Consider the following 18,609-nt stretch of genomic DNA (forward strand, 5'->3'; position numbering starts at 1 on the left):
TAGCTAATGACAGCGCAATTTGAACACGTATCCGTTTTGATGGACGAAACCATTGATGCCCTAGCAATTAAGCCAGACGGCATTTACATGGATGGCACATTTGGACGAGGCGGTCATTCAGGTCAAATACTTGCACGTTTAGGCGATGCAGGACGCTTACAAGCGATAGACCAAGATCCACAAGCTATAAAGTCGGCTGAAAAATTTGCTGATGATGGCCGTTTTGCTATTGCACACACTCGATTTTCAAAACTATACGATGTAGCAGAGCAAAACGATCTTATTGGTAAAGTGGATGGCATTTTATTAGATATTGGCGTGTCATCTCCACAGCTTGATGACGCTGAGCGTGGTTTTAGCTTTATGAAAGATGGCCCACTTGATATGCGTATGGATCCAACAAGTGGCCGAAGTGCTGCTCAGTGGTTAGCAGAGGCTGAGTTAGACGATATTACCCACGTGATTAAAAAGTTGGGTGAAGAAAAGTTCGGTAAGCGTATTGCACATAAAATTTTAGAAACGAGAGAGCACACACCCATTACTACCACTAAGCAGCTTGCAGATTTAGTTGATGAAGCTGTACCGGTAAAAGATAAGTTTAAGCATCCTGCAACACGCACTTTTCAGGCTATTCGTATTTATATAAACAGTGAACTTGAAGAGATTCAAACAGCATTACAGTCTGCCGTTAAAGTGCTTAAACCAGGTGGTCGCTTAGTGGTTATTTCGTTTCACTCGCTAGAGGATCGCATAGTAAAACAATTTATTCGAAAACAGAGTAAGGGAGAAGCATTACCCAGAGGTCTGCCTTTAACCGACGCACAAATAAATCAAAATCTGACGTTAAAAGCATTGGGTAAAGCTATTAAACCAAGTGTTGAAGAAGTTGCACGTAATCCGCGTTCGCGAAGCTCTGTACTTAGGATTGCTCAGAGGTTGGGATGAATACAAAAGCAAATCATCGTCAACCTCCCAATTTATTTTTCGAAATAATTAAAGGCCTGGGTGCTAATAAGCTGACCTTGGCCTTGTTGGTTACGATATTTGTTTCTGGTTTTAGCGTAGTGCAAGTTACGCATTTAGCGCGCGGGCAATTAATTGAACAAGATATGTTACTGCAAGAGCGTGATGAACTTGATTTAGAGTGGCGATACTTACTAGTTGAGGAGGAGTTTTACTCTCAACATGCGCGTATCGAAGAAGTAGCAACCTCGCAACTAAAAATGAAAAGACCGACAAGTCAGGATGAACAGGTAATTATATTAAAATGAGAAATCGAGGCAAAAAACCAGTTAACAACTTAATTACATGGCGCTTTATGCTCGTGTGCTCGGTTGTACTTTTGGTGTTTGTAACGCTCGTATCTCGTGCTGCTTATTTACAAGTAATTGAACCTGATAAAGCACGTTCAGAAAGTGATAAACGCACAGTACGTGTTGAAAAACTACACGTACAACGCGGAATGATTTTTGACCGCAATGGCAAAGAACTCGCGGTAAGTGTACCTGTTGTGAGTGTATATGCTGACCCTAAAGCGTTGCATAAATCGCTTGTATCTAAAGTTGTTAGACAAGCGCGTAAAAATGGCGAGGATAAACAAGCACTGTTAGATAATGCGGTAGAGCTAAACAAGCGCACCGCGCAGTATTACAAAAACGATTTACGTTGGCGCGAACTAGCTGATGTATTACGTATTGACCAGAAAAAAATTAACGCCCGCCTTTTAAATGATCCAAGTCGTCGCTTTGTTTATCTAAAGCGACAGGTAACCCCTGCAGTTGCTGATTATATTGGCAGCTTACGTCTTCCTGGTATTCATTTATTGGATGAGTCTAAACGTTATTATCCGGCCGGCGAAGTAACTGCGCATATTATTGGTTTTACCAACATCGATGGTAAAGGAATTGAAGGCATTGAAAAGCTCTACGAAAACGCTTTAACTGGTGAAGAAGGTCGTCGCACAATTAGAAAAGATGCTCAAGGCCGTGAAGTACAAGTGCTAGATGAGCGTGAACGTGTAGAGCCCGAAAGCATTCAACTAAGTATCGATCAACGTATTCAGGCAATTGCTTATAAAGCCGTAAAGTCAGCGGTTTTATCTTATAAGGCTACATCGGGTTCAGCCATGGTGGTTGATGTTAAAACCGGTGAAGTACTGGCCATGGTTAATAGTCCATCTTTTAATCCAAATAACTTAACCGATGCAGCTCCACATAAACGCAGAAATCGCGCTATTACTGATTTGTTCGAACCGGGTTCAACCGTTAAGCCACTGGCCATTTTAGCTGGGCTAGACTACGGCGCAATTCAAGCCGATGAACAAATAGACACCTACCCAGGTTGGATGCGTTTAGGCGGAAGTTTAGTCCAAGATACGCGTAACCATGGTGAAATGTCACTGCGAGAAATACTAAAATATTCGTCAAATATGGGGGTGACTAAAGTCACTCAGCTGGTACCAAAAGACTACCTGGTAGGTTTATTCCAAAAGGTTGGGTTCGGATCTGATTCAGGCACCGGTATGGTTGGTGAAAGCAGTGGTTTATTTTACCCAAACCGTCGTTGGTCTGATCACGAAATTGCTGCATTGTCATTTGGTTACAATATTGCTGTTAGTACTGCGCAAATGGCTCGCTTTTATGCCATGTTAGGTGCCGGAGGGGTCAATAGGCCACTCACTGTGTTAAAGCAAGATTCCGTCCCTGAAGGGGATCGTGTGTTTCAACAGCAAGATGTTGAAGCGGTAGTACACATGATGGAAAGCGTATTTGAAAGTGGCGGAACAGCACACAACGTTAAAGTTGATGGTTATCGTGCTGCAGGTAAAACGGGAACTTCTAAAAAAGCCGCAGTAGGTGGCTACGGTGATGAATATGTTGGTTATTTTGCGGGCGTGGCGCCAGCAAGTAATCCGCGTTTAGCTGTGGTAGTAATGATCAATGAACCTGGCGGTGATGTGTACTATGGAGGTGCCACTGCAGGCCCTGCATTTGCAGAAATCGTTTCTAACGCATTAAGAATATTAAACGTCGCACCCGACAAGGAAGAAGTTGCGTTCGTAAAAGGCAAAAAGAATGATGCGTGATTTAAAAACCATTTTAAAATATATCGAAATAGATGCACCCTCGCAGTTAGTTAATCATTTGCGATTGGATAGCCGAGACGTCAACCCAGGCGATGTATTTGTAGCAATAAAAGGCCATGAGTTAGATGGCGGGCAGTTTATAGCTAAAGCAATTGAAAATGGTGCAGTGGCAGTTATTGCTGATAGACTTTGCGAGTTCGAAGTTGAATTTGAGCCGCTTTACTTAGTGTCTGAGCTTGATAAAAAACTGGCTGAACTTGCAAGTCGATTTTACAACCAGCCTAGTCATAGTCTTGATTTAATTGGAGTAACTGGTACAAACGGTAAATCGACCACCACGGCTATGATTGCTCACCTAGCGCAGTACTGTAATACGCAGTCAGCAATTATTGGTACGCTAGGTTTCGGTCATCCAGAGAATTTAACGCCGCTGATAAACACCACGCCTTCGGCAGTCGATTTACAACACATCTTAAGTGACTTACATCAAGCGGATAAAAAATTGGTGGCAATGGAGGTATCGTCGCATGGTCTCGTGCAGCATCGTGTAGAACGGTGTCTGTTTAAAGCCGCTGTGTTTACTAACCTTTCTCGCGATCACTTAGATTACCATGGCGATATGGCAAGTTATGGTGATGCAAAGCTCATGCTATTTCGCGATTTTGATCCACAGCTTGTCGTACTAAATCAAGACGACAACCAAGCAGAGCAGTGGCTTGAAAAATACGATTTTAATCATTTAATTTGCTACGGACGAAAAAATTTAGCACCTAAAAATGCACAGTATGTGTACTTTTCAGATGTTGATTATTCGGCTGAAGGTATTTCGGCGCAATTATCTACAAGCTGGGGTGATATTAAGGTAAAATCGCCGCTGTTTGGTGAATTTAATCTTTATAACCTAACGGCTGCTTTAGCAACATTACTTGGTTTGGGTTATCCACTAAAACAGCTTATTGCAGGTTGCTTACAACTTCAACCTGTAGCAGGAAGAATGCAGGCATTTAGTGCTGTGGGTAAACCAACCTGTGTAGTGGATTATGCGCATACGCCAGAAGCACTTGCTTTGGCACTACAAGCGTTGCAAAAACATGTACCTGGTGGTGTTAGCTGCGTGTTTGGTTGTGGTGGTGATAGAGATAAAGGCAAGCGAGCTTTGATGGCACAAGCTGCTGAAAAAAATGCTAACAAAGTTATTATCACCAGTGATAATCCTCGCTCAGAAGAGCCTAATGCAATAATTGCAGATGTGTTGGCTGGTTTAGAGCATCCTCAAAAGGCCCATTCAGACGCCGATAGAGCACGTGCAATAAGCTATGCAATTAATAATGCGCCCTCGGATGAGGTGGTTTTAATTGCCGGTAAAGGCCATGAAAATTATCAAATTATAGGCAATGAACGTATCGACTTTTGCGATCGTCAATTTGTACAAAAACAACTAATAAAAACAGGTAGAGGGACTCAAACATGATCCCGATGGATTTTGATTGGTTAGCCAATGTACTAACAACTGATTATCAAGGTGATAATCAGCAAGTGCTTAACATAAATACAGATACTCGCACAGTATGCGAAGGTGACGTGTTTTTAGCACTGAAAGGGCCAAATTTTGATGGTCACAAATTTATCACTGAAGCAAAACAAAAAGGCGCTATAGGCGTTATCGTCGATCATAAAGTCGATGTTGATATTGCCCAGTTTGTAGTGAAAGACACACGTATTGCATTAGGAGTTATTGGCACCGCTGTTATGGCCCAAGTGGCACCTAAAACAATCGCTATTACCGGCAGTGTAGGTAAAACCACTGTAAAAGAAATGTGCGCGGCTATTTTATCTGTACATGGCGATGTGCTGGCAACAAAAGGTAATTTTAATAACGATATTGGCGTACCTCTAACGTTATTGCGTTTAGAGCCGCAGCACCGTTTTGCTGTAATAGAGCTTGGTGCAAATCATTTAGGTGAAATTGCATACACAACGGCAATGGCAAAGCCAGACGTAGCGGTAGTGTGTAACGTAGCACCAGCACATTTAGAAGGCTTTGGTAGCTTAATGGGGGTGGCCAAGGCAAAAGGCGAAATTTTTGATGGCCTAAAAGAAGATGGCGTAGCCATAATTAATTGCGATAGTGAGTTTAGTCAATATTGGCTAGATAAGCTTGAAGGACGAAATATAAAGCGTTTTTCAACGTCTGAAAAACTTGATATTTGGGCTGAAGATATAAGCTTGGATGCCAATGCTCGTGCAAGCTTTACCTTGTGTACAAAACAAAAAAAGGTACCTGTTACCCTAGCACTACCGGGCAAACACAATATTGGCAATGCGCTGATTGCTGCTGCACTGACAAGCGAGCTTGATGTAACTTTAGAAGATATTGCCAGCGCTTTGGCGACAATGGGCGATGTAAAAGGACGTGTTAACTTAATAGAAGTGTCTGATCTGCTCACCGTGGTTGATGATACTTACAATGCTAATGTTAAATCAGTTAAGGCTGCCATTGACTTACTGAGTGATATGCAAGGTCACCGTATCTTAGCGTTGGGCGATATGGGAGAGCTTGGCGAAGATGCACGTAAATACCATCAAGAAGTGGGTGAATATGCGCTTCAAAAAGGCATTGATGAGTTATTTACTTTAGGTGTGTTGAGTAAGTGTGCCAGCGATGTGTTTGAGCTGCCTAATCGTCACTTTTCAAACCGCGATCAGATGCAACAACAAATTCAAGCCACAATTAATCACGTAAATAAAAAAACAACCATCGTCGTGAAGGGATCACGCAGTTCTCGCATGGAATTATTAGTAACCGATTTAGTAAATGGCCAGCAACAAGCCATCAATGGAGTATCATAATGTTAGTTTGGCTGGCTGAGTATTTAACACAGTATTATAGTGGTTTTAATGTTTTTTCGTATTTAACACTGCGCGCTATTTTGGGTATTTTAACTGCGTTGGTTATGTCGCTTTATTTGGGGCCAAAGTTAATTCGTGGTTTGCAAAAAATGCAAATAGGGCAAACCGTGCGTGACGATGGTCCGCAATCGCATTTATCTAAATCGGGTACACCTACAATGGGTGGCTTACTTATTTTAGCGGCAATATTTACCAGTACATTATTATGGGCAGATCTCTCTAATAAGTATGTGTGGGCAACATTATTTGTAATTGGTTCTTTAGGTATTGTGGGCTTTATTGATGACTACCGTAAAGTTATTCGTAAAGATCCCAAAGGACTAATAGCTAAATGGAAGTACTTTTGGCAGTCAGTAATTGCATTAGTGGTTGCAACTGCATTGTACTTTTCAAGTACACACGCTGTTGAAACCTCATTAGTTGTTCCGTTTTTTAAAGATGTGTTGCCACAGTTAGGCTTGTTTTACATTGTTATTACTTATTTTGCATTGGTAGGAACATCAAATGCTGTAAACCTGACCGATGGCTTAGATGGTCTTGCTATTGTGCCTACTATTTTAGTGGCTGCGGCACTTGCCATTATTGCTTATCTAACAGGTAATATTAATTTTTCTGCTTATTTACATATTCCTCATTTGCCATTAGCCAGTGAGCTTGTGGTTGTATGTACTGCCATTGTTGGTGCAGGCCTTGGTTTTTTATGGTTTAACACCTACCCGGCGCAAGTATTTATGGGCGATGTAGGCTCATTAGCGTTAGGGGGCGCATTGGGTATTATTGCGGTGTTGGTCCGTCAAGAACTGCTACTTATTATTATGGGTGGGGTATTTGTAATGGAGGCGCTGTCGGTAATTTTACAAGTGGGCTCGTATAAGTTGCGCGGCCAACGAATTTTTAGAATGGCACCTATTCATCACCATTACGAATTAAAAGGTTGGCCTGAGCCACGCGTTATTGTCCGTTTTTGGATTATATCTATTGTGCTTGTTCTTGCTGGCCTTGCGACATTAAAGATAAGATAAATGCAGTATTTAAACGAGATAAAAAATAAACAAATAACAGTGCTCGGACTCGGTGTAACCGGTCTGGGCATTGTGCGTTTTTTATTATCTCATGGTTTGTCACCAAAGGTTGTCGACAGCCGGGCAAATCCACCAGGGATTGAATGGCTAAGTAATCATGCGCCTAGTTTAAACACACATTTTGGTAATTTAGATACCGCAGATCTTAATTGCAGCGATATGATTATTATCAGCCCCGGGCTTAGCTTTAAAACTCCAGCTATTGCGAGTGCTATTAATTCGGGTGTTGAAGTAATAGGTGATGTTGAGCTATTTGCGCGCATTAATACTAAGCCTGTCGTGGCAGTTACTGGCTCAAATGGCAAATCAACAGTGGTCACACTGGCGTACGAAGTGTTAAAAACTGCTGGCTTTAATGTGGCACTAGGCGGGAACATTGGTACCGCAGTGCTTGATTTATTGAGTGATGACTTTGATATATATGTTCTTGAACTTTCGAGCTTTCAATTAGATACCACAACAAGCTTAAAGTCGGTGAGTGCTACCGTATTAAATGTATCTGAAGATCATTTAGATCGTTACGACAGCTACCAAGCTTATATCGATTCAAAGCTGACTATTTACAACGGTGCCGAGTGCATTGTTGTAAATGAAGATGACAAACAAACACACCCCGTAAGTACTTACTCAGCGCCTAAGGTAAGTTTTGGTGCATCGCAAGGTGAATACCACTTAGCAGAGCACAATGGCAGTACTTACTTTACAGCTAAAAATGAGTTGCTTTTACCTGTAAATTCGTTAGCTGTTATGGGTAAACACAATTATTTAAACACGCTTGCGGTTATGGCGTTACTAAGCCCTTTTAATATTAGTAATGAGGTGTATAAAAAAGCACTTGGCCACTTTAATGGTTTAGCTCACCGCTGCCAATTTGTTGCACAGTTAGGTGGCGTTAAATATTTTAACGATTCAAAGGCAACTAATGTAGGCGCCACTATTGCAGCCATAGATAGCCTATCAACAGGCATTGAAGATCTCATTGTTATAGCAGGTGGCGATGCTAAAGGCGCTGATTTAAACCCACTTAAGCCTTACTTAAAAAAACACGTAAAAGCGCTAATTTGCTTTGGTAAAGATGCAAAAGATTTAATGGCACTAACCAGTAAAAGTCACTTAACACAGAATATGAGTGAGGCGGTTACTTTAGCAAAGCAGTTTAGTTTGCCAGGTAATGTCGTTTTACTAGCCCCTGCGTGTGCAAGTATTGATATGTACAACAACTATATGCAACGTGGCGATGACTTTGTTACGTGTGTTTTGGCAGAGCAAGTATGACTGCCTTTGCGCAAATAAAAGAGGCGTTAATACCTAAGCCATCGGCGCAGCTTTACGATGTGCCTTTGCTTTATTCAATGCTAATGCTAATTGGCGTTGGATTTATTATGGTGATGAGTGCGTCTATGCCAACGGCAGAACGCCTTTTTGATAACTCACATCATATTGCTATTCGTCACGGGATGTTTTTGGCCGTTGCGTTTGTGCTTTTTTGGATTGCTGTATGTGTGCCAATGGACTGGTGGAAGCGATCCAATGCTTATTTATTGATATTGGGCATGGTATTGCTCATTGCTGTACTAATTATTGGTCGCGAGGTTAATGGTGCCAAACGGTGGATCCCAATAGGGCCTATTGGTTTTCAAGTGGCAGAGGCTGCAAAGCTGTACTTTTTTAGTTACATAGCGGGTTACTTGGTTCGAAAGCGTGAAGAAGTACAAGAAAACATAAAAGGCTTTGCAAAGCCGATCGCGGTGTTTGCCGTGTATGCATTACTTATTTTATTACAACCTGATTTAGGCACCGTGGTGGTTATGTTTGTAACCACTGTTGGTTTATTGTTTTTAGCCGGCGCTAAGTTATGGCAGTTTTTTGTACTTATCCTGACGGGAATTGGCTTAGTTGTTTTGTTGATTATTGTAGAGCCCTATCGTATGGCACGTGTTGTCGGTTTTTTAGATCCCTGGGACGATCCATTCGGAAAAGGGTACCAGCTTGTTCAATCGTTAATGGCATATAGTCAAGGTGGTTGGTTTGGCCAAGGGTTAGGTAATAGTGTACAAAAGTTGCAATATTTACCTGAGGCACATAATGATTTTATTTTTGCGGTTATTGGCGAAGAGCTTGGTTTAGTTGGCGTGGTAAGCATTTTAATGGTGCTCGCTACTTTAGTATTTAGAGCACTATTAATTGGCCAGCAAGCCTTAAAATGCGGCAAAGAGTACGAAGGCTATTTTGCTTTTGCAATTGGTATTTGGTTTGCGTTTCAAACCATGGTTAATGTGGGCGCTAGTGCGGGAATTTTACCGACTAAAGGCCTTACGTTACCGTTTATTTCTTATGGTGGTTCTAGTTTGATGATTATGACCATAGCAACTGGAATATTATTACGCGTTGATTTTGAAACTAAAATGGCAACTAAACAAGCGACCTCAGGTGGAGGTAAACGATGAGTAAAAAGTGTGTTGTAGTCGCAGGTGGTACTGGCGGGCATATATTTCCGGGTATTGCAGTTGCTGATTATTTAAAAGAACAAGGCTGGCAGGTTACTTGGATTGGCACACCCGATAGAATGGAAGCAAGCGTTGTTCCTAAACACAATATAAATATTGATTTTATTAATGTAAAAGGTGTTCGCGGGAACGGATTAAAACGCCTCATTAAAGCACCATTCATGGTAATTAATGCAATATTGCAAGCGCGTAAAGTATTGAAACATCAATGTCCGGATGTCGTTTTAGCTATGGGAGGCTACGTCACTGGCCCAACAGGCATTGCTGCAAAAAGTTTGGGTATTCCGTTGGTTATTCATGAGCAGAATGCGGTTGCGGGTATGAGTAATAAATGGCTTTCACGATTTGCAAATCGTGTTTTGGCTGCATTCCCAAGTGCATTTGACTCGGGTAAAGCCGAACTTGTTGGCAACCCAGTGCGTCAAAGTGTAATTGATATACCAACGCGTGATGTTTCAAGCCCTATCAATATGTTGGTTGTAGGGGGATCGTTAGGGGCTCAAGTGCTTAATCAAACGCTACCCGCTGCATTTAAAGCCCTTAATAAAACCAGTGAAATAAAGGTATGGCACCAAACAGGTAAAGGGCATTTAAATGGTGTTGAGCAAGCATATAAAATGCAAAATTTTTCAAGCGACAATGTAAAGGTTGCTGAATTTATTGATGATATGGATGCAGCGTATGCTTGGGCCGATATTGTTATTTGCCGAGCAGGTGCATTAACAGTAAGTGAAATTGCAGCAGCGGGAAAAATGGCTGTATTTGTGCCGTTTCCTCATGCAGTTGACGACCATCAAACGGCTAATGCCCACTACTTGGTGAAGGCTGAGGGGGCGTTAGTTATGCAGCAAAGCGTGTTTAATGAGCAATCGATTGTTGAGCTATTAACCCTTTATTTAGTAACCCCGAGTCTAATTAATAAAATGGCTAGTAATGCAAAAAAACAAGCCATTTTAGATGCCACAGCAAGCGTAGCCGCGCACTGTGAGCAAGTATCGAATAAGAGAGCGTAAGTGAAAGAAGCATTAGTACAAAACAAAAACATACGACCTGCAATGCGTCGAATAGAAACCATCCACTTTATTGGTATTGGTGGAGCGGGTATGGGCGGTATAGCAGAAGTGCTTGCTTTTGAAGGTTACCGTATTACAGGTTCAGATATTGCGCATAGTGCAATGACAGAACGCTTAATTAAAGCCGGTGCAGAAGTATTTATTGGTCACCACGAAAATAACGTAAAAGACGCCAATGTTGTTGTAGTTTCAAGTGCAATAGATGAAACAAATCCTGAAATAATTGCCGCAAAAGCCGCAAGAATTCCCGTTGTGCGTCGTGCTGAAATGCTTGCGGAATTAATGCGTTTTCGCCATGGTATTGCCATTGCTGGTACCCATGGTAAAACCACAACGACCAGTTTAATTGCCAGTATTTATGCGCAAGCAGGGCTTGATCCTACTTTTATTATTGGTGGCTTATTGAACAGTGCGGGTAGTAACGCAAAGGTGGGCAAAAGCGATTTTTTAATAGCAGAAGCAGATGAAAGTGACGCGTCGTTTTTACATTTACAACCTATGGTATCGGTGATCACTAATATTGAAGAAGATCACATGGATACCTATGGCGGCAGCCTCGAAAAAATGAAAGACACCTATGTGGATTTCATACATAACTTACCTTTTTATGGACTGGCTGTTGTGTGTATAGATTCTCAGGTAGCTGCCGAACTTATTCCTCGCTTTGGTCGTCCTATTATTACGTATGGCGAGTCGCCTAGTGCTGATTATCGTATGAGTGATTTTAGTCAATCAGCGAACACCTGTACGTTTACAGTCACCAATAAACAAGGTGAGTGCTTAACCGCAACGCTTAATATGCCAGGTAAACACAATGCACTCAATGCAACTGCGGCGATTGCAGTAGCAAAAGATCAAAATATTGCTAATCATGCAATTTTAGAAGCCTTGCAAAAGTTTGAAGGGATTGGTCGTCGTTTTCAGCATTATGGTGAATTTGAGAACGAGCGCGGTAATGTAATGCTTGTTGATGATTACGGTCATCACCCGTCGGAAGTAGCGGCTACCATAGCGGCTGTTCGTGAAGGGTGGCCTGATAAGCGTTTGGTAATGGTTTATCAACCACATAGATTTAGCCGAACTCGTGACTTATACGAAGACTTTGTAAAAGTACTCGCTGATGTTGATCAGCTTTTGTTGCTAGATGTTTATGGTGCAGGCGAAGAACCGATTGTAGGAGCTGATAGTAAAAGTTTATGTCGAAGCCTTCGCCAACGCGGCAAAGAGCCATTGCACGTAGCGTCAAGTAAAGAGCTTGCAGGTGTATTAGCCGATAACCTACAAAATAATGACTTAGTGTTAACGCAAGGTGCGGGTAATATAGGTCAGTTAGTAAAAACATTAGCGGCGACAGGTATGTCGGTAGAAAAATTAAAGCAAGGTGAAGTATGACCCAAGTAAATGCACAATTTGGTAAAGTAGCGGTACTGCTTGGTGGAAACTCAGCAGAGCGTGAAGTGTCTTTACGATCGGGTCAGGCTGTTTTAAACGCGCTACAAAATAGTGGTGTAGATGCAATCGCATTCGACCCTCAAAATCGATCGTTATGGGAATTAAAAGAATTAAATGTAGAGCGAGTTTTTATTGCGCTGCATGGCCGAGGTGGTGAAGATGGAACCGTCCAAGGTGCATTAGAGTTTATGAACTTACCTTATACAGGTAGTAATGTACTTGGCTCGGCTTTAGCAATGGATAAAATTCGTTGTAAGCATCTGTTTAAATCTGCGGGTTTAAGCACAGCACCTTATGCCGTTGTTGATGCTAAAAAGGGTTTTGATGCACACGCCATTATGGCTGAATTTAAAAAAGTGATGGTTAAGCCCTCTCATGAAGGGTCGAGCATTGGTATGGCGCAAGCAACTACTACGCAAGAGCTTGAAGATGCATTAATAGATGCATTTAAGTTTGATAGCCAAGTGTTAGTAGAGCAGTGGGTAACCGGGCGCGAATTTACAGTGACTGTTTTAGGTGATGAAGTACAGCCCGTAATCGAAATGACAACACCGAATGGCTTTTACGATTACCAAGCAAAGTATCAATCAAACACAACACAGTATCATTGCCCAGCAAATTTATCGGCGCACGACACACAGCTTTTACAGGCTATGTCGTTAGAAGCATTTGAGTTAGTCGGTGCAAGCGGTTGGGGTCGAGTAGATGCAATGCAAGATGAGCAAGGCAATTTTTATTTATTAGAGGTCAATACCGTACCCGGAATGACAGAAAAATCATTAGTACCAATGGCAGCAAAAGCAAATGGGGCAACTTTTGAGCAATTAGTTGTTCGCATTTTGGAGCAAACGCTTTAATATGCATCCCTTTTTAGAAAAAGCTCATAAAATCAAACAGAACCTAAATTGGTCGCTGATTTTTGGCGTGAGTTTTTTTTTAGTGGTTGTTATTGGGTTAGTGCAAATTACAACGGGTGTATCTGATTGGTTAGTAAAAAACAAAGATGCGCAAATAAAGCACTTAACTGTGCAAGGACACCCTAAATACACAGATGAAACCGCGATTATAACAGCAATAAAAAAAGCGGATCTTAGTAGTTTTTTTGAGCTTGATGTAAAGCACGTGCAAAAGCTTGTACAAGATTTACCTTGGGTAGCGACAGTGTCAGTGCGAAAACAATGGCCAGATACGATTCAGGTCTATGTTGTTGAACACGAGGCGGTGGCGCATTGGAATAGTGATTTATTAATTAATCACAATGGTGAGGCTTTTCAAGCGCGCAGTGACAAATTAAGTAAAGATTTACCTCAGCTATTTGGCCCAGAGGGCAGTGAACAAGAAGCATGGATTGCCTTTAAACAGTTTGACGAAATGCTTAAAGTAAACGCGTTAACGCTTAAAAGTTTAGCGTTATCAGAGCGTTTTTCTTGGCAGCTTTGGCTTGATAGCGGGGTGCGCTTAAATTTAGGGCGCAGAGATAAAGCCAAGCGTGTGCAGCGTTTTATAGACGTGTATCCACGCATGGAATACCCAGAAAAAGCACAGATAGATGCAGTAGATTTACGGTATGATACCGGCCTTGCAGTGAGCTTTAAGCCAGTGCAAGAAGAACAATTACAAAATAAGAGTAAGGCATGACTAAGTCAGCAGAAAGAAACCTCGTGATTGGATTAGACGTTGGTACCTCGAAAGTGGTAGCCACGGTAGGTGAAATCACCGCAGATAACAAGCTCAGCATTGTGGGTGTAGGCAGCCAAGTATCTCATGGTATGGATAAAGGCGGCGTTAACGATTTGAACTTAGTGTCTGAGTCTATTCGCCGTGCGATTGACGAAGCCGAACTAATGGCCGATTGTCGAATTAGCTCAGTGTACTTGGGGATTTCTGGTAAACATATTCAATGTCAGAACGAAAGCGGTGTTGTTGCTATAAACAACACTGAAGTGACAGATGAAGATATTGAAAATGTTATTCACATTGCACGCTCTGTGCCGATATCGGCTGAGCGTAAAATGCTGCACGCATTGCCGCAAGAGTACAGTATTGATATGCAAGAAGGGATTAAAAATCCTTTAGGTATGAGCGGTGTGCGTATGGAAGCACGTGCACACATTATTACCTGCTCCAACGACATGGCTAAAAACATAGAAAAATGTGTTGAACGTTGCGGCCTTGAGGTCGACCAACTGATATTTACAGCATTAGCTTCTTGTTATTCAGTTCTTACAGACGATGAAAAAGAATTAGGCGTAGCGGTACTTGATATTGGTGGTGGTACAATGGACATCACTATTTATATTAATGGTGCGCTGCGTCATTCAGCAGTCATCCCTGTGGCGGGTAATCAGGTAACGGGAGATATTGCAAAAATATTTCGTACACCTATATCGCATGCTGAGTCACTCAAAGTACAATATGCATGTGCAAGCAGCCAATTGGCAAGCAGCGAAGACACGATAGAAGTGCCAAGTGTAGGCGGACGACCAGCAAGGTTAATGTCGCGTCATACGCTGTCAGAGGTTGTAGAGCCTCGCTTTAGAGAATTGTTTGAACTGGCGATGGAAGAAATTCGTCGTTCAGGTTTAGAAGACCAAATTGCGGCGGGTCTCGTTATAACAGGCGGGACTGCCAAAATGACTGGTGCAATAGAAGTGGCGGAAGACATTTTTCAAATGCCAGTAAGAATAGGTAAGCCAATCGGGATGGTTGGTTTAACAGACTATGTAGATGATCCTTCGTACGCAACCGCTGTTGGTTTGTTACAATACGGGCGTACTATGCAATCGATGAATGCACAAAAGTCGAAAGCAGAGGATAACAATAATTGGTGGAACCGCATTACTAAATGGTTTCAAGGCGAGTTTTAAGACTCAAGTCGGAGAGTGAACATGTTTGATATAATGGAACAACACAGCGAAGAAGCTGTAATAAAAGTAATAGGCGTGGGCGGTGGCGGCGGTAACGCTGTTGAGCACATGGTAAAACAGCAAATCGAAGGCGTACGCTTCATTGCCGCAAATACAGATGCGCAAGCACTACGCAATTCAGCCGCCGATGTAACCGTTCAACTGGGCACACAAATAACCTCTGGGTTAGGTGCGGGCGCAAACCCTGAAGTGGGCCGTGAGTCAGCTGAAGAAGATGCAGAAACTATTCGCGCTAGCCTAGAAGGTGCCGACATGGTATTTATCGCAGCCGGTATGGGCGGCGGTACAGGTACAGGTGCTGCCCCAGTGGTTGCTAAAATTGCTAAAGAACTCGGTATTTTAACCGTTGCTGTAGTAACGCGTCCTTTTGACTTTGAAGGCAAAAAGCGCGCAGCTGCCGCAGAGCAAGGTATTAACGAACTATCAGAAATTGTAGATTCACTTATTACAATTCCTAACAATAAATTACTTAAAGTTTTAGGCAAAGGCACTACACTGCTAGATGCATTTGCTAAGGCAAACGACGTGCTATTTGGCGCAGTACAAGGTATTGCAGAGTTAATTACGCGTTCTGGTTTGATCAACGTGGATTTCGCCGACGTACGTACAGTAATGTCTGCCATGGGAACTGCAATGATGGGCACAGCGTCTGCATCGGGTCCTGATCGTGCGCAAGAAGCTGCAGAAGCTGCTATTTCAAGCCCGCTTCTAGAAGATGTTGATTTAACGGGTGCTAAAGGTATCTTAGTTAACATTACTGCGGGTATGGATATTGCGATTGAGGAATTCGAAATTGTCGGTAACCACGTTAAAGCACTAGCCTCTGAGAACGCAACGGTTGTTGTGGGTGCGGTAATTGACCCTGAAATGACCGACGAGTTACGTGTAACTGTAGTTGCAACAGGTTTAGGCGGCGATCGTCGTCCACAGTTTGGTATTGTTGATAACGGTTTTAAAAAGGCATCAGGTTCTGATGTTGCGAGCACGTCTAACCAAGCAAGCAGCATGTATGTGCCTAGCTTTGCAAGCCAAGACAGCACTGATGAAGCTGCAGCTAAAGCGCAAACTGAAAGCGCAGAAAAAGCGAGTTCTAAAAGTTCAAGCAATGCAACAAGCTCGTCGTCGCAAGCGAGCAAAAAAGCAGATAAGTCAGAGGGTGGTGATTACTTTGACATCCCAGCTTTTTTACGTAAGCAAGCTGACTAACAAAAAAGCGTTATATTGCTGTTAAATTGAACGAATATTGTAAGGCGCGCGTACATATGTTACTATCCGTCGTCTAACTGTAATAAATTTAAGTGAGCGAACCTATGATTAAACAGCGTACGATTGCAGAAGTAGTCAAAGCCATAGGAATTGGACTTCATAAAGGTGAGAAGGTCACAATAACTCTCCGACCTGCGAGCGCAAATACTGGGATTGTATTTCGTCGTGTCGACCTTGATCCGGTTGTTGAATTTGAAACAACACCTGAAGCCGTTGGTGATACGCAGTTGTGTACCTGTTTAATTAACAAAGATGGTGTTCGTTTATCTACTACTGAGCACCTTATTGCTGCAGTTGCAGCAATGGGCATAGACAATCTAATTGTTGAGTTAGATAGCTCAGAAGTGCCTATTATGGATGGTAGTGCATTACCATTTATTTATTTATTACAAAAAGGCGGCATTGAAGAACAAAATGCGGCTAAACGTTTTATTCGTATCAAAGAAAAAGTACGTATAGAAGAAGGTGATAAATGGGCCGAAGTAGAACCATACGACGGTTTTCACATCGACTTTGAAATTGCCTTTGATCACCCGGCTATCAATGAGAGTCGCCAGCGTGTTGGTTTAGACATAACCGCGCAGAGCTTTACAGAAGAAATTAGCCGGGCTCGTACGTTTGGTTTTATGAAAGACATTGAATACATGCATGCTAATAACCTTGCACTAGGTGGCAGCATGGACAGTGCAGTAGTGCTCGACGAGTTTAAAGTACTAAACCCAAATGGTTTACGCTACAGCGATGAGTTTGTTAAGCACAAAATACTAGACTGTGTAGGTGACATGTTTATGACAGGCCACAATATTTTAGGCAAGGTCACTGCGTTTAAGTCGGGCCACGACTTAAACAACAAGTTACTTCGTAAAGTTATGGCAACTGAGTCAGCATGGGAGTGGGCAACATTTGAAACGCCTGTAACGATGCCTGCACCCGGTCTTGAGTTAGCAACTGCCTAACCAAGCATTTAAAATACACACTTAAAACAGTTCCAAAAAATGACGCTTATTAGCGTCATTTTTTTGATTTGCACTTATCCTTTAAAGTAGTAAATTTTAAAAATTAAATGTCTAATATGGCTTGTAACTGTTCTAATTTAGTTATTGTGTAAGTGGGGGATATTCCCTCTGGCAATTGTTCGCCAGGGTGTTGTAACCAACACGTATCAATGCCTACATTATTACCGCCGAGTATGTCGCTTGATGCGGTATCACCTACCATTAATATTTGGCTTTTATTTGGGTTGCCCATCAGCTCAAAGGTATGTTCAAAAATAGCTTTGTTAGGTTTTGCTATACCTACAAGTTCAGATATAACCAACCACTCAAACATATCTTTCAAACCAGTATGCTCCAAACGAATTGTTTGTAGGCGGGCAAAGCCATTAGTAATAATGCCCAACCTAGCGTGGGGTTTTAATTTATTAAGTAACTCTATAGCACCTGGTAATGGCTCACAAATTTGCGCCATTGCATCTAAAAATGCACCGTTCAACTCTTTAGCTGGCACATTCAATTTTGCTGACCATTCGTTAAAGCGGGTTACTTGTAGGTAATCAGCACTAATCGCACCATTTTGATAATCAACCCACAGTTGTTTGTTGGTTTTTTGATAGTGAATGTAATCGTCTTGCGTAAAGTTAACGCCGTAATTTTTAAACATACGGGTCATACCGGCTAAAATATCAAACCTAAATAAAGTTTCGTCTGCATCAAACAACACGTAGCTGTATTTCATTCAATTTCCTGTTTTTTATGTGCGATAAAGGTTGCTATGTAAAAAGGGGGCCATGGCCAAGGTAAGCGCTTGGGTATAGGTGCTTTCGCGTGTTGCATGGTTATTTGTAAGCAGGCCTATGGCGCCGCCTTTTTGTTTTATGTTAGTTGTATTAAATGCTTTATCCATTACATCGCCGAGCTCTTCGCCATTAAGCAGGGCTTTAAAAAGTATATTGGGTAATGGAAGGTTGCTACTACGTCCTACAACTTGCTCTGTGGCGTTATCAATAACAACATAGGCAAAGGTCGCTGCACCATAACTAAATTGCTCTGCACCGCCTTCCATTGCCACGTAGTAATCGGCTTGATGATGCTTTTTGCAATAGTTAACGCGGTTTTGCGCGCCAATGCGTGTTTCGTCTTCACCAATAGGTTGTTCAGGCACGTTTGAAGGGGCGTCAACACCTAGGCAATCAATGGTGTTATTTGGAAAGTACATAGTAAAAATGTGCTTTGCTGCATTTATTTTTACAGGGTTTTTAGACCCAACTATAACTTTTAACAAAGATGACATGCTGATCTCGTATTAAGT

17 protein-coding genes are annotated in these 18,609 nt (G+C 42.0%); 15 read left to right on the forward strand and 2 right to left on the reverse strand.

What is annotated here, in order from left to right:
- The first annotated feature begins 6 nt into the window (after nucleotides 1-6).
- From rsmH to lpxC, 15 genes are all read left to right on the forward strand, one after another.
- Nucleotides 7-945: a 16S rRNA (cytosine(1402)-N(4))-methyltransferase RsmH gene (gene rsmH / locus AC27I2_RS01370; protein WP_487203316.1), complete on the forward strand. Its 939-nt coding sequence runs from the start codon at nucleotides 7-9 to the stop codon at nucleotides 943-945.
- Complete coding sequence (gene ftsL, locus AC27I2_RS01375; protein WP_058403222.1) at nucleotides 942-1,271, forward strand: cell division protein FtsL; 330 nt, start codon at nucleotides 942-944, stop codon at nucleotides 1,269-1,271. Before rsmH ends, ftsL begins: the two co-directional genes overlap by 4 nt.
- Nucleotides 1,268-3,085 carry a penicillin-binding transpeptidase domain-containing protein gene (locus AC27I2_RS01380; protein ID WP_058403221.1) on the forward strand — a complete coding sequence of 606 codons (1,818 nt, stop codon included), beginning with the start codon at nucleotides 1,268-1,270 and terminating at the stop codon, nucleotides 3,083-3,085. Before ftsL ends, AC27I2_RS01380 begins: the two co-directional genes overlap by 4 nt.
- The gene (murE, locus tag AC27I2_RS01385; RefSeq protein ID WP_487203596.1) at nucleotides 3,078-4,556 is read left to right on the forward strand and encodes a UDP-N-acetylmuramoyl-L-alanyl-D-glutamate--2,6-diaminopimelate ligase; all 1,479 of its coding nucleotides are present in this window, start codon (nucleotides 3,078-3,080) and stop codon (nucleotides 4,554-4,556) included. The genes AC27I2_RS01380 and murE overlap by 8 nt, the downstream gene beginning before the upstream one ends.
- Nucleotides 4,553-5,935, forward strand: a complete 1,383-nt coding sequence (locus AC27I2_RS01390; protein WP_058403220.1) for a UDP-N-acetylmuramoyl-tripeptide--D-alanyl-D-alanine ligase — start codon at nucleotides 4,553-4,555, stop codon at nucleotides 5,933-5,935. The genes murE and AC27I2_RS01390 overlap by 4 nt, the downstream gene beginning before the upstream one ends.
- Nucleotides 5,935-7,017, forward strand: a complete 1,083-nt coding sequence (gene mraY / locus AC27I2_RS01395) for a phospho-N-acetylmuramoyl-pentapeptide-transferase (protein WP_138529586.1) — start codon at nucleotides 5,935-5,937, stop codon at nucleotides 7,015-7,017. Before AC27I2_RS01390 ends, mraY begins: the two co-directional genes overlap by 1 nt.
- Nucleotides 7,018-8,352, forward strand: a complete 1,335-nt coding sequence (gene murD, locus AC27I2_RS01400) for a UDP-N-acetylmuramoyl-L-alanine--D-glutamate ligase (RefSeq protein WP_487203317.1) — start codon at nucleotides 7,018-7,020, stop codon at nucleotides 8,350-8,352.
- Complete coding sequence (gene ftsW / locus AC27I2_RS01405; protein WP_058403217.1) at nucleotides 8,349-9,524, forward strand: cell division protein FtsW; 1,176 nt, start codon at nucleotides 8,349-8,351, stop codon at nucleotides 9,522-9,524. The genes murD and ftsW overlap by 4 nt, the downstream gene beginning before the upstream one ends.
- Nucleotides 9,521-10,597 carry an undecaprenyldiphospho-muramoylpentapeptide beta-N-acetylglucosaminyltransferase gene (gene murG, locus AC27I2_RS01410; RefSeq protein ID WP_487203318.1) on the forward strand — a complete coding sequence of 359 codons (1,077 nt, stop codon included), beginning with the start codon at nucleotides 9,521-9,523 and terminating at the stop codon, nucleotides 10,595-10,597. The genes ftsW and murG overlap by 4 nt, the downstream gene beginning before the upstream one ends.
- On the forward strand, nucleotides 10,598-12,049 hold the full coding sequence (murC, locus tag AC27I2_RS01415; protein ID WP_487203319.1) for a UDP-N-acetylmuramate--L-alanine ligase: 1,452 nt from the start codon (nucleotides 10,598-10,600) through the stop codon (nucleotides 12,047-12,049).
- The gene (locus AC27I2_RS01420) at nucleotides 12,046-12,966 is read left to right on the forward strand and encodes a D-alanine--D-alanine ligase (protein ID WP_487203320.1); all 921 of its coding nucleotides are present in this window, start codon (nucleotides 12,046-12,048) and stop codon (nucleotides 12,964-12,966) included. Before murC ends, AC27I2_RS01420 begins: the two co-directional genes overlap by 4 nt.
- A 1-nt stretch (nucleotide 12,967) precedes the next feature.
- Nucleotides 12,968-13,747 (forward strand): cell division protein FtsQ/DivIB, encoded by a 780-nt coding sequence (locus AC27I2_RS01425; RefSeq protein WP_138529599.1) that lies wholly within the window; start codon nucleotides 12,968-12,970, stop codon nucleotides 13,745-13,747.
- Nucleotides 13,744-14,976: a cell division protein FtsA gene (gene ftsA / locus AC27I2_RS01430; protein ID WP_138529601.1), complete on the forward strand. Its 1,233-nt coding sequence runs from the start codon at nucleotides 13,744-13,746 to the stop codon at nucleotides 14,974-14,976. The genes AC27I2_RS01425 and ftsA overlap by 4 nt, the downstream gene beginning before the upstream one ends.
- Before the next feature lie 21 nt (nucleotides 14,977-14,997).
- A complete protein-coding gene (gene ftsZ, locus AC27I2_RS01435; protein ID WP_219421372.1) occupies nucleotides 14,998-16,242 on the forward strand; it encodes a cell division protein FtsZ in 1,245 nt (414 codons plus the stop codon).
- A 104-nt stretch (nucleotides 16,243-16,346) separates the two neighbouring features.
- Nucleotides 16,347-17,258, forward strand: coding sequence for a UDP-3-O-acyl-N-acetylglucosamine deacetylase (lpxC, locus tag AC27I2_RS01440; protein ID WP_008126813.1), 912 nt, complete (start codon nucleotides 16,347-16,349; stop codon nucleotides 17,256-17,258).
- 103 nt (nucleotides 17,259-17,361) lie between these two features.
- Here lpxC and yjjG read toward each other — a convergent pair whose 3' ends face one another.
- The gene (yjjG, locus tag AC27I2_RS01445; protein WP_487203321.1) at nucleotides 17,362-18,036 is read right to left on the reverse strand and encodes a pyrimidine 5'-nucleotidase; all 675 of its coding nucleotides are present in this window, start codon (nucleotides 18,034-18,036) and stop codon (nucleotides 17,362-17,364) included.
- Between the two features lie 15 nt (nucleotides 18,037-18,051).
- A complete protein-coding gene (gene yjjX, locus AC27I2_RS01450; RefSeq protein ID WP_058403210.1) occupies nucleotides 18,052-18,591 on the reverse strand; it encodes an inosine/xanthosine triphosphatase in 540 nt (179 codons plus the stop codon).
- Nucleotides 18,592-18,609 lie beyond the last annotated feature (18 nt).

The sequence above is a fragment of the Pseudoalteromonas sp. NH0006-46 genome, from assembly GCF_057547735.1.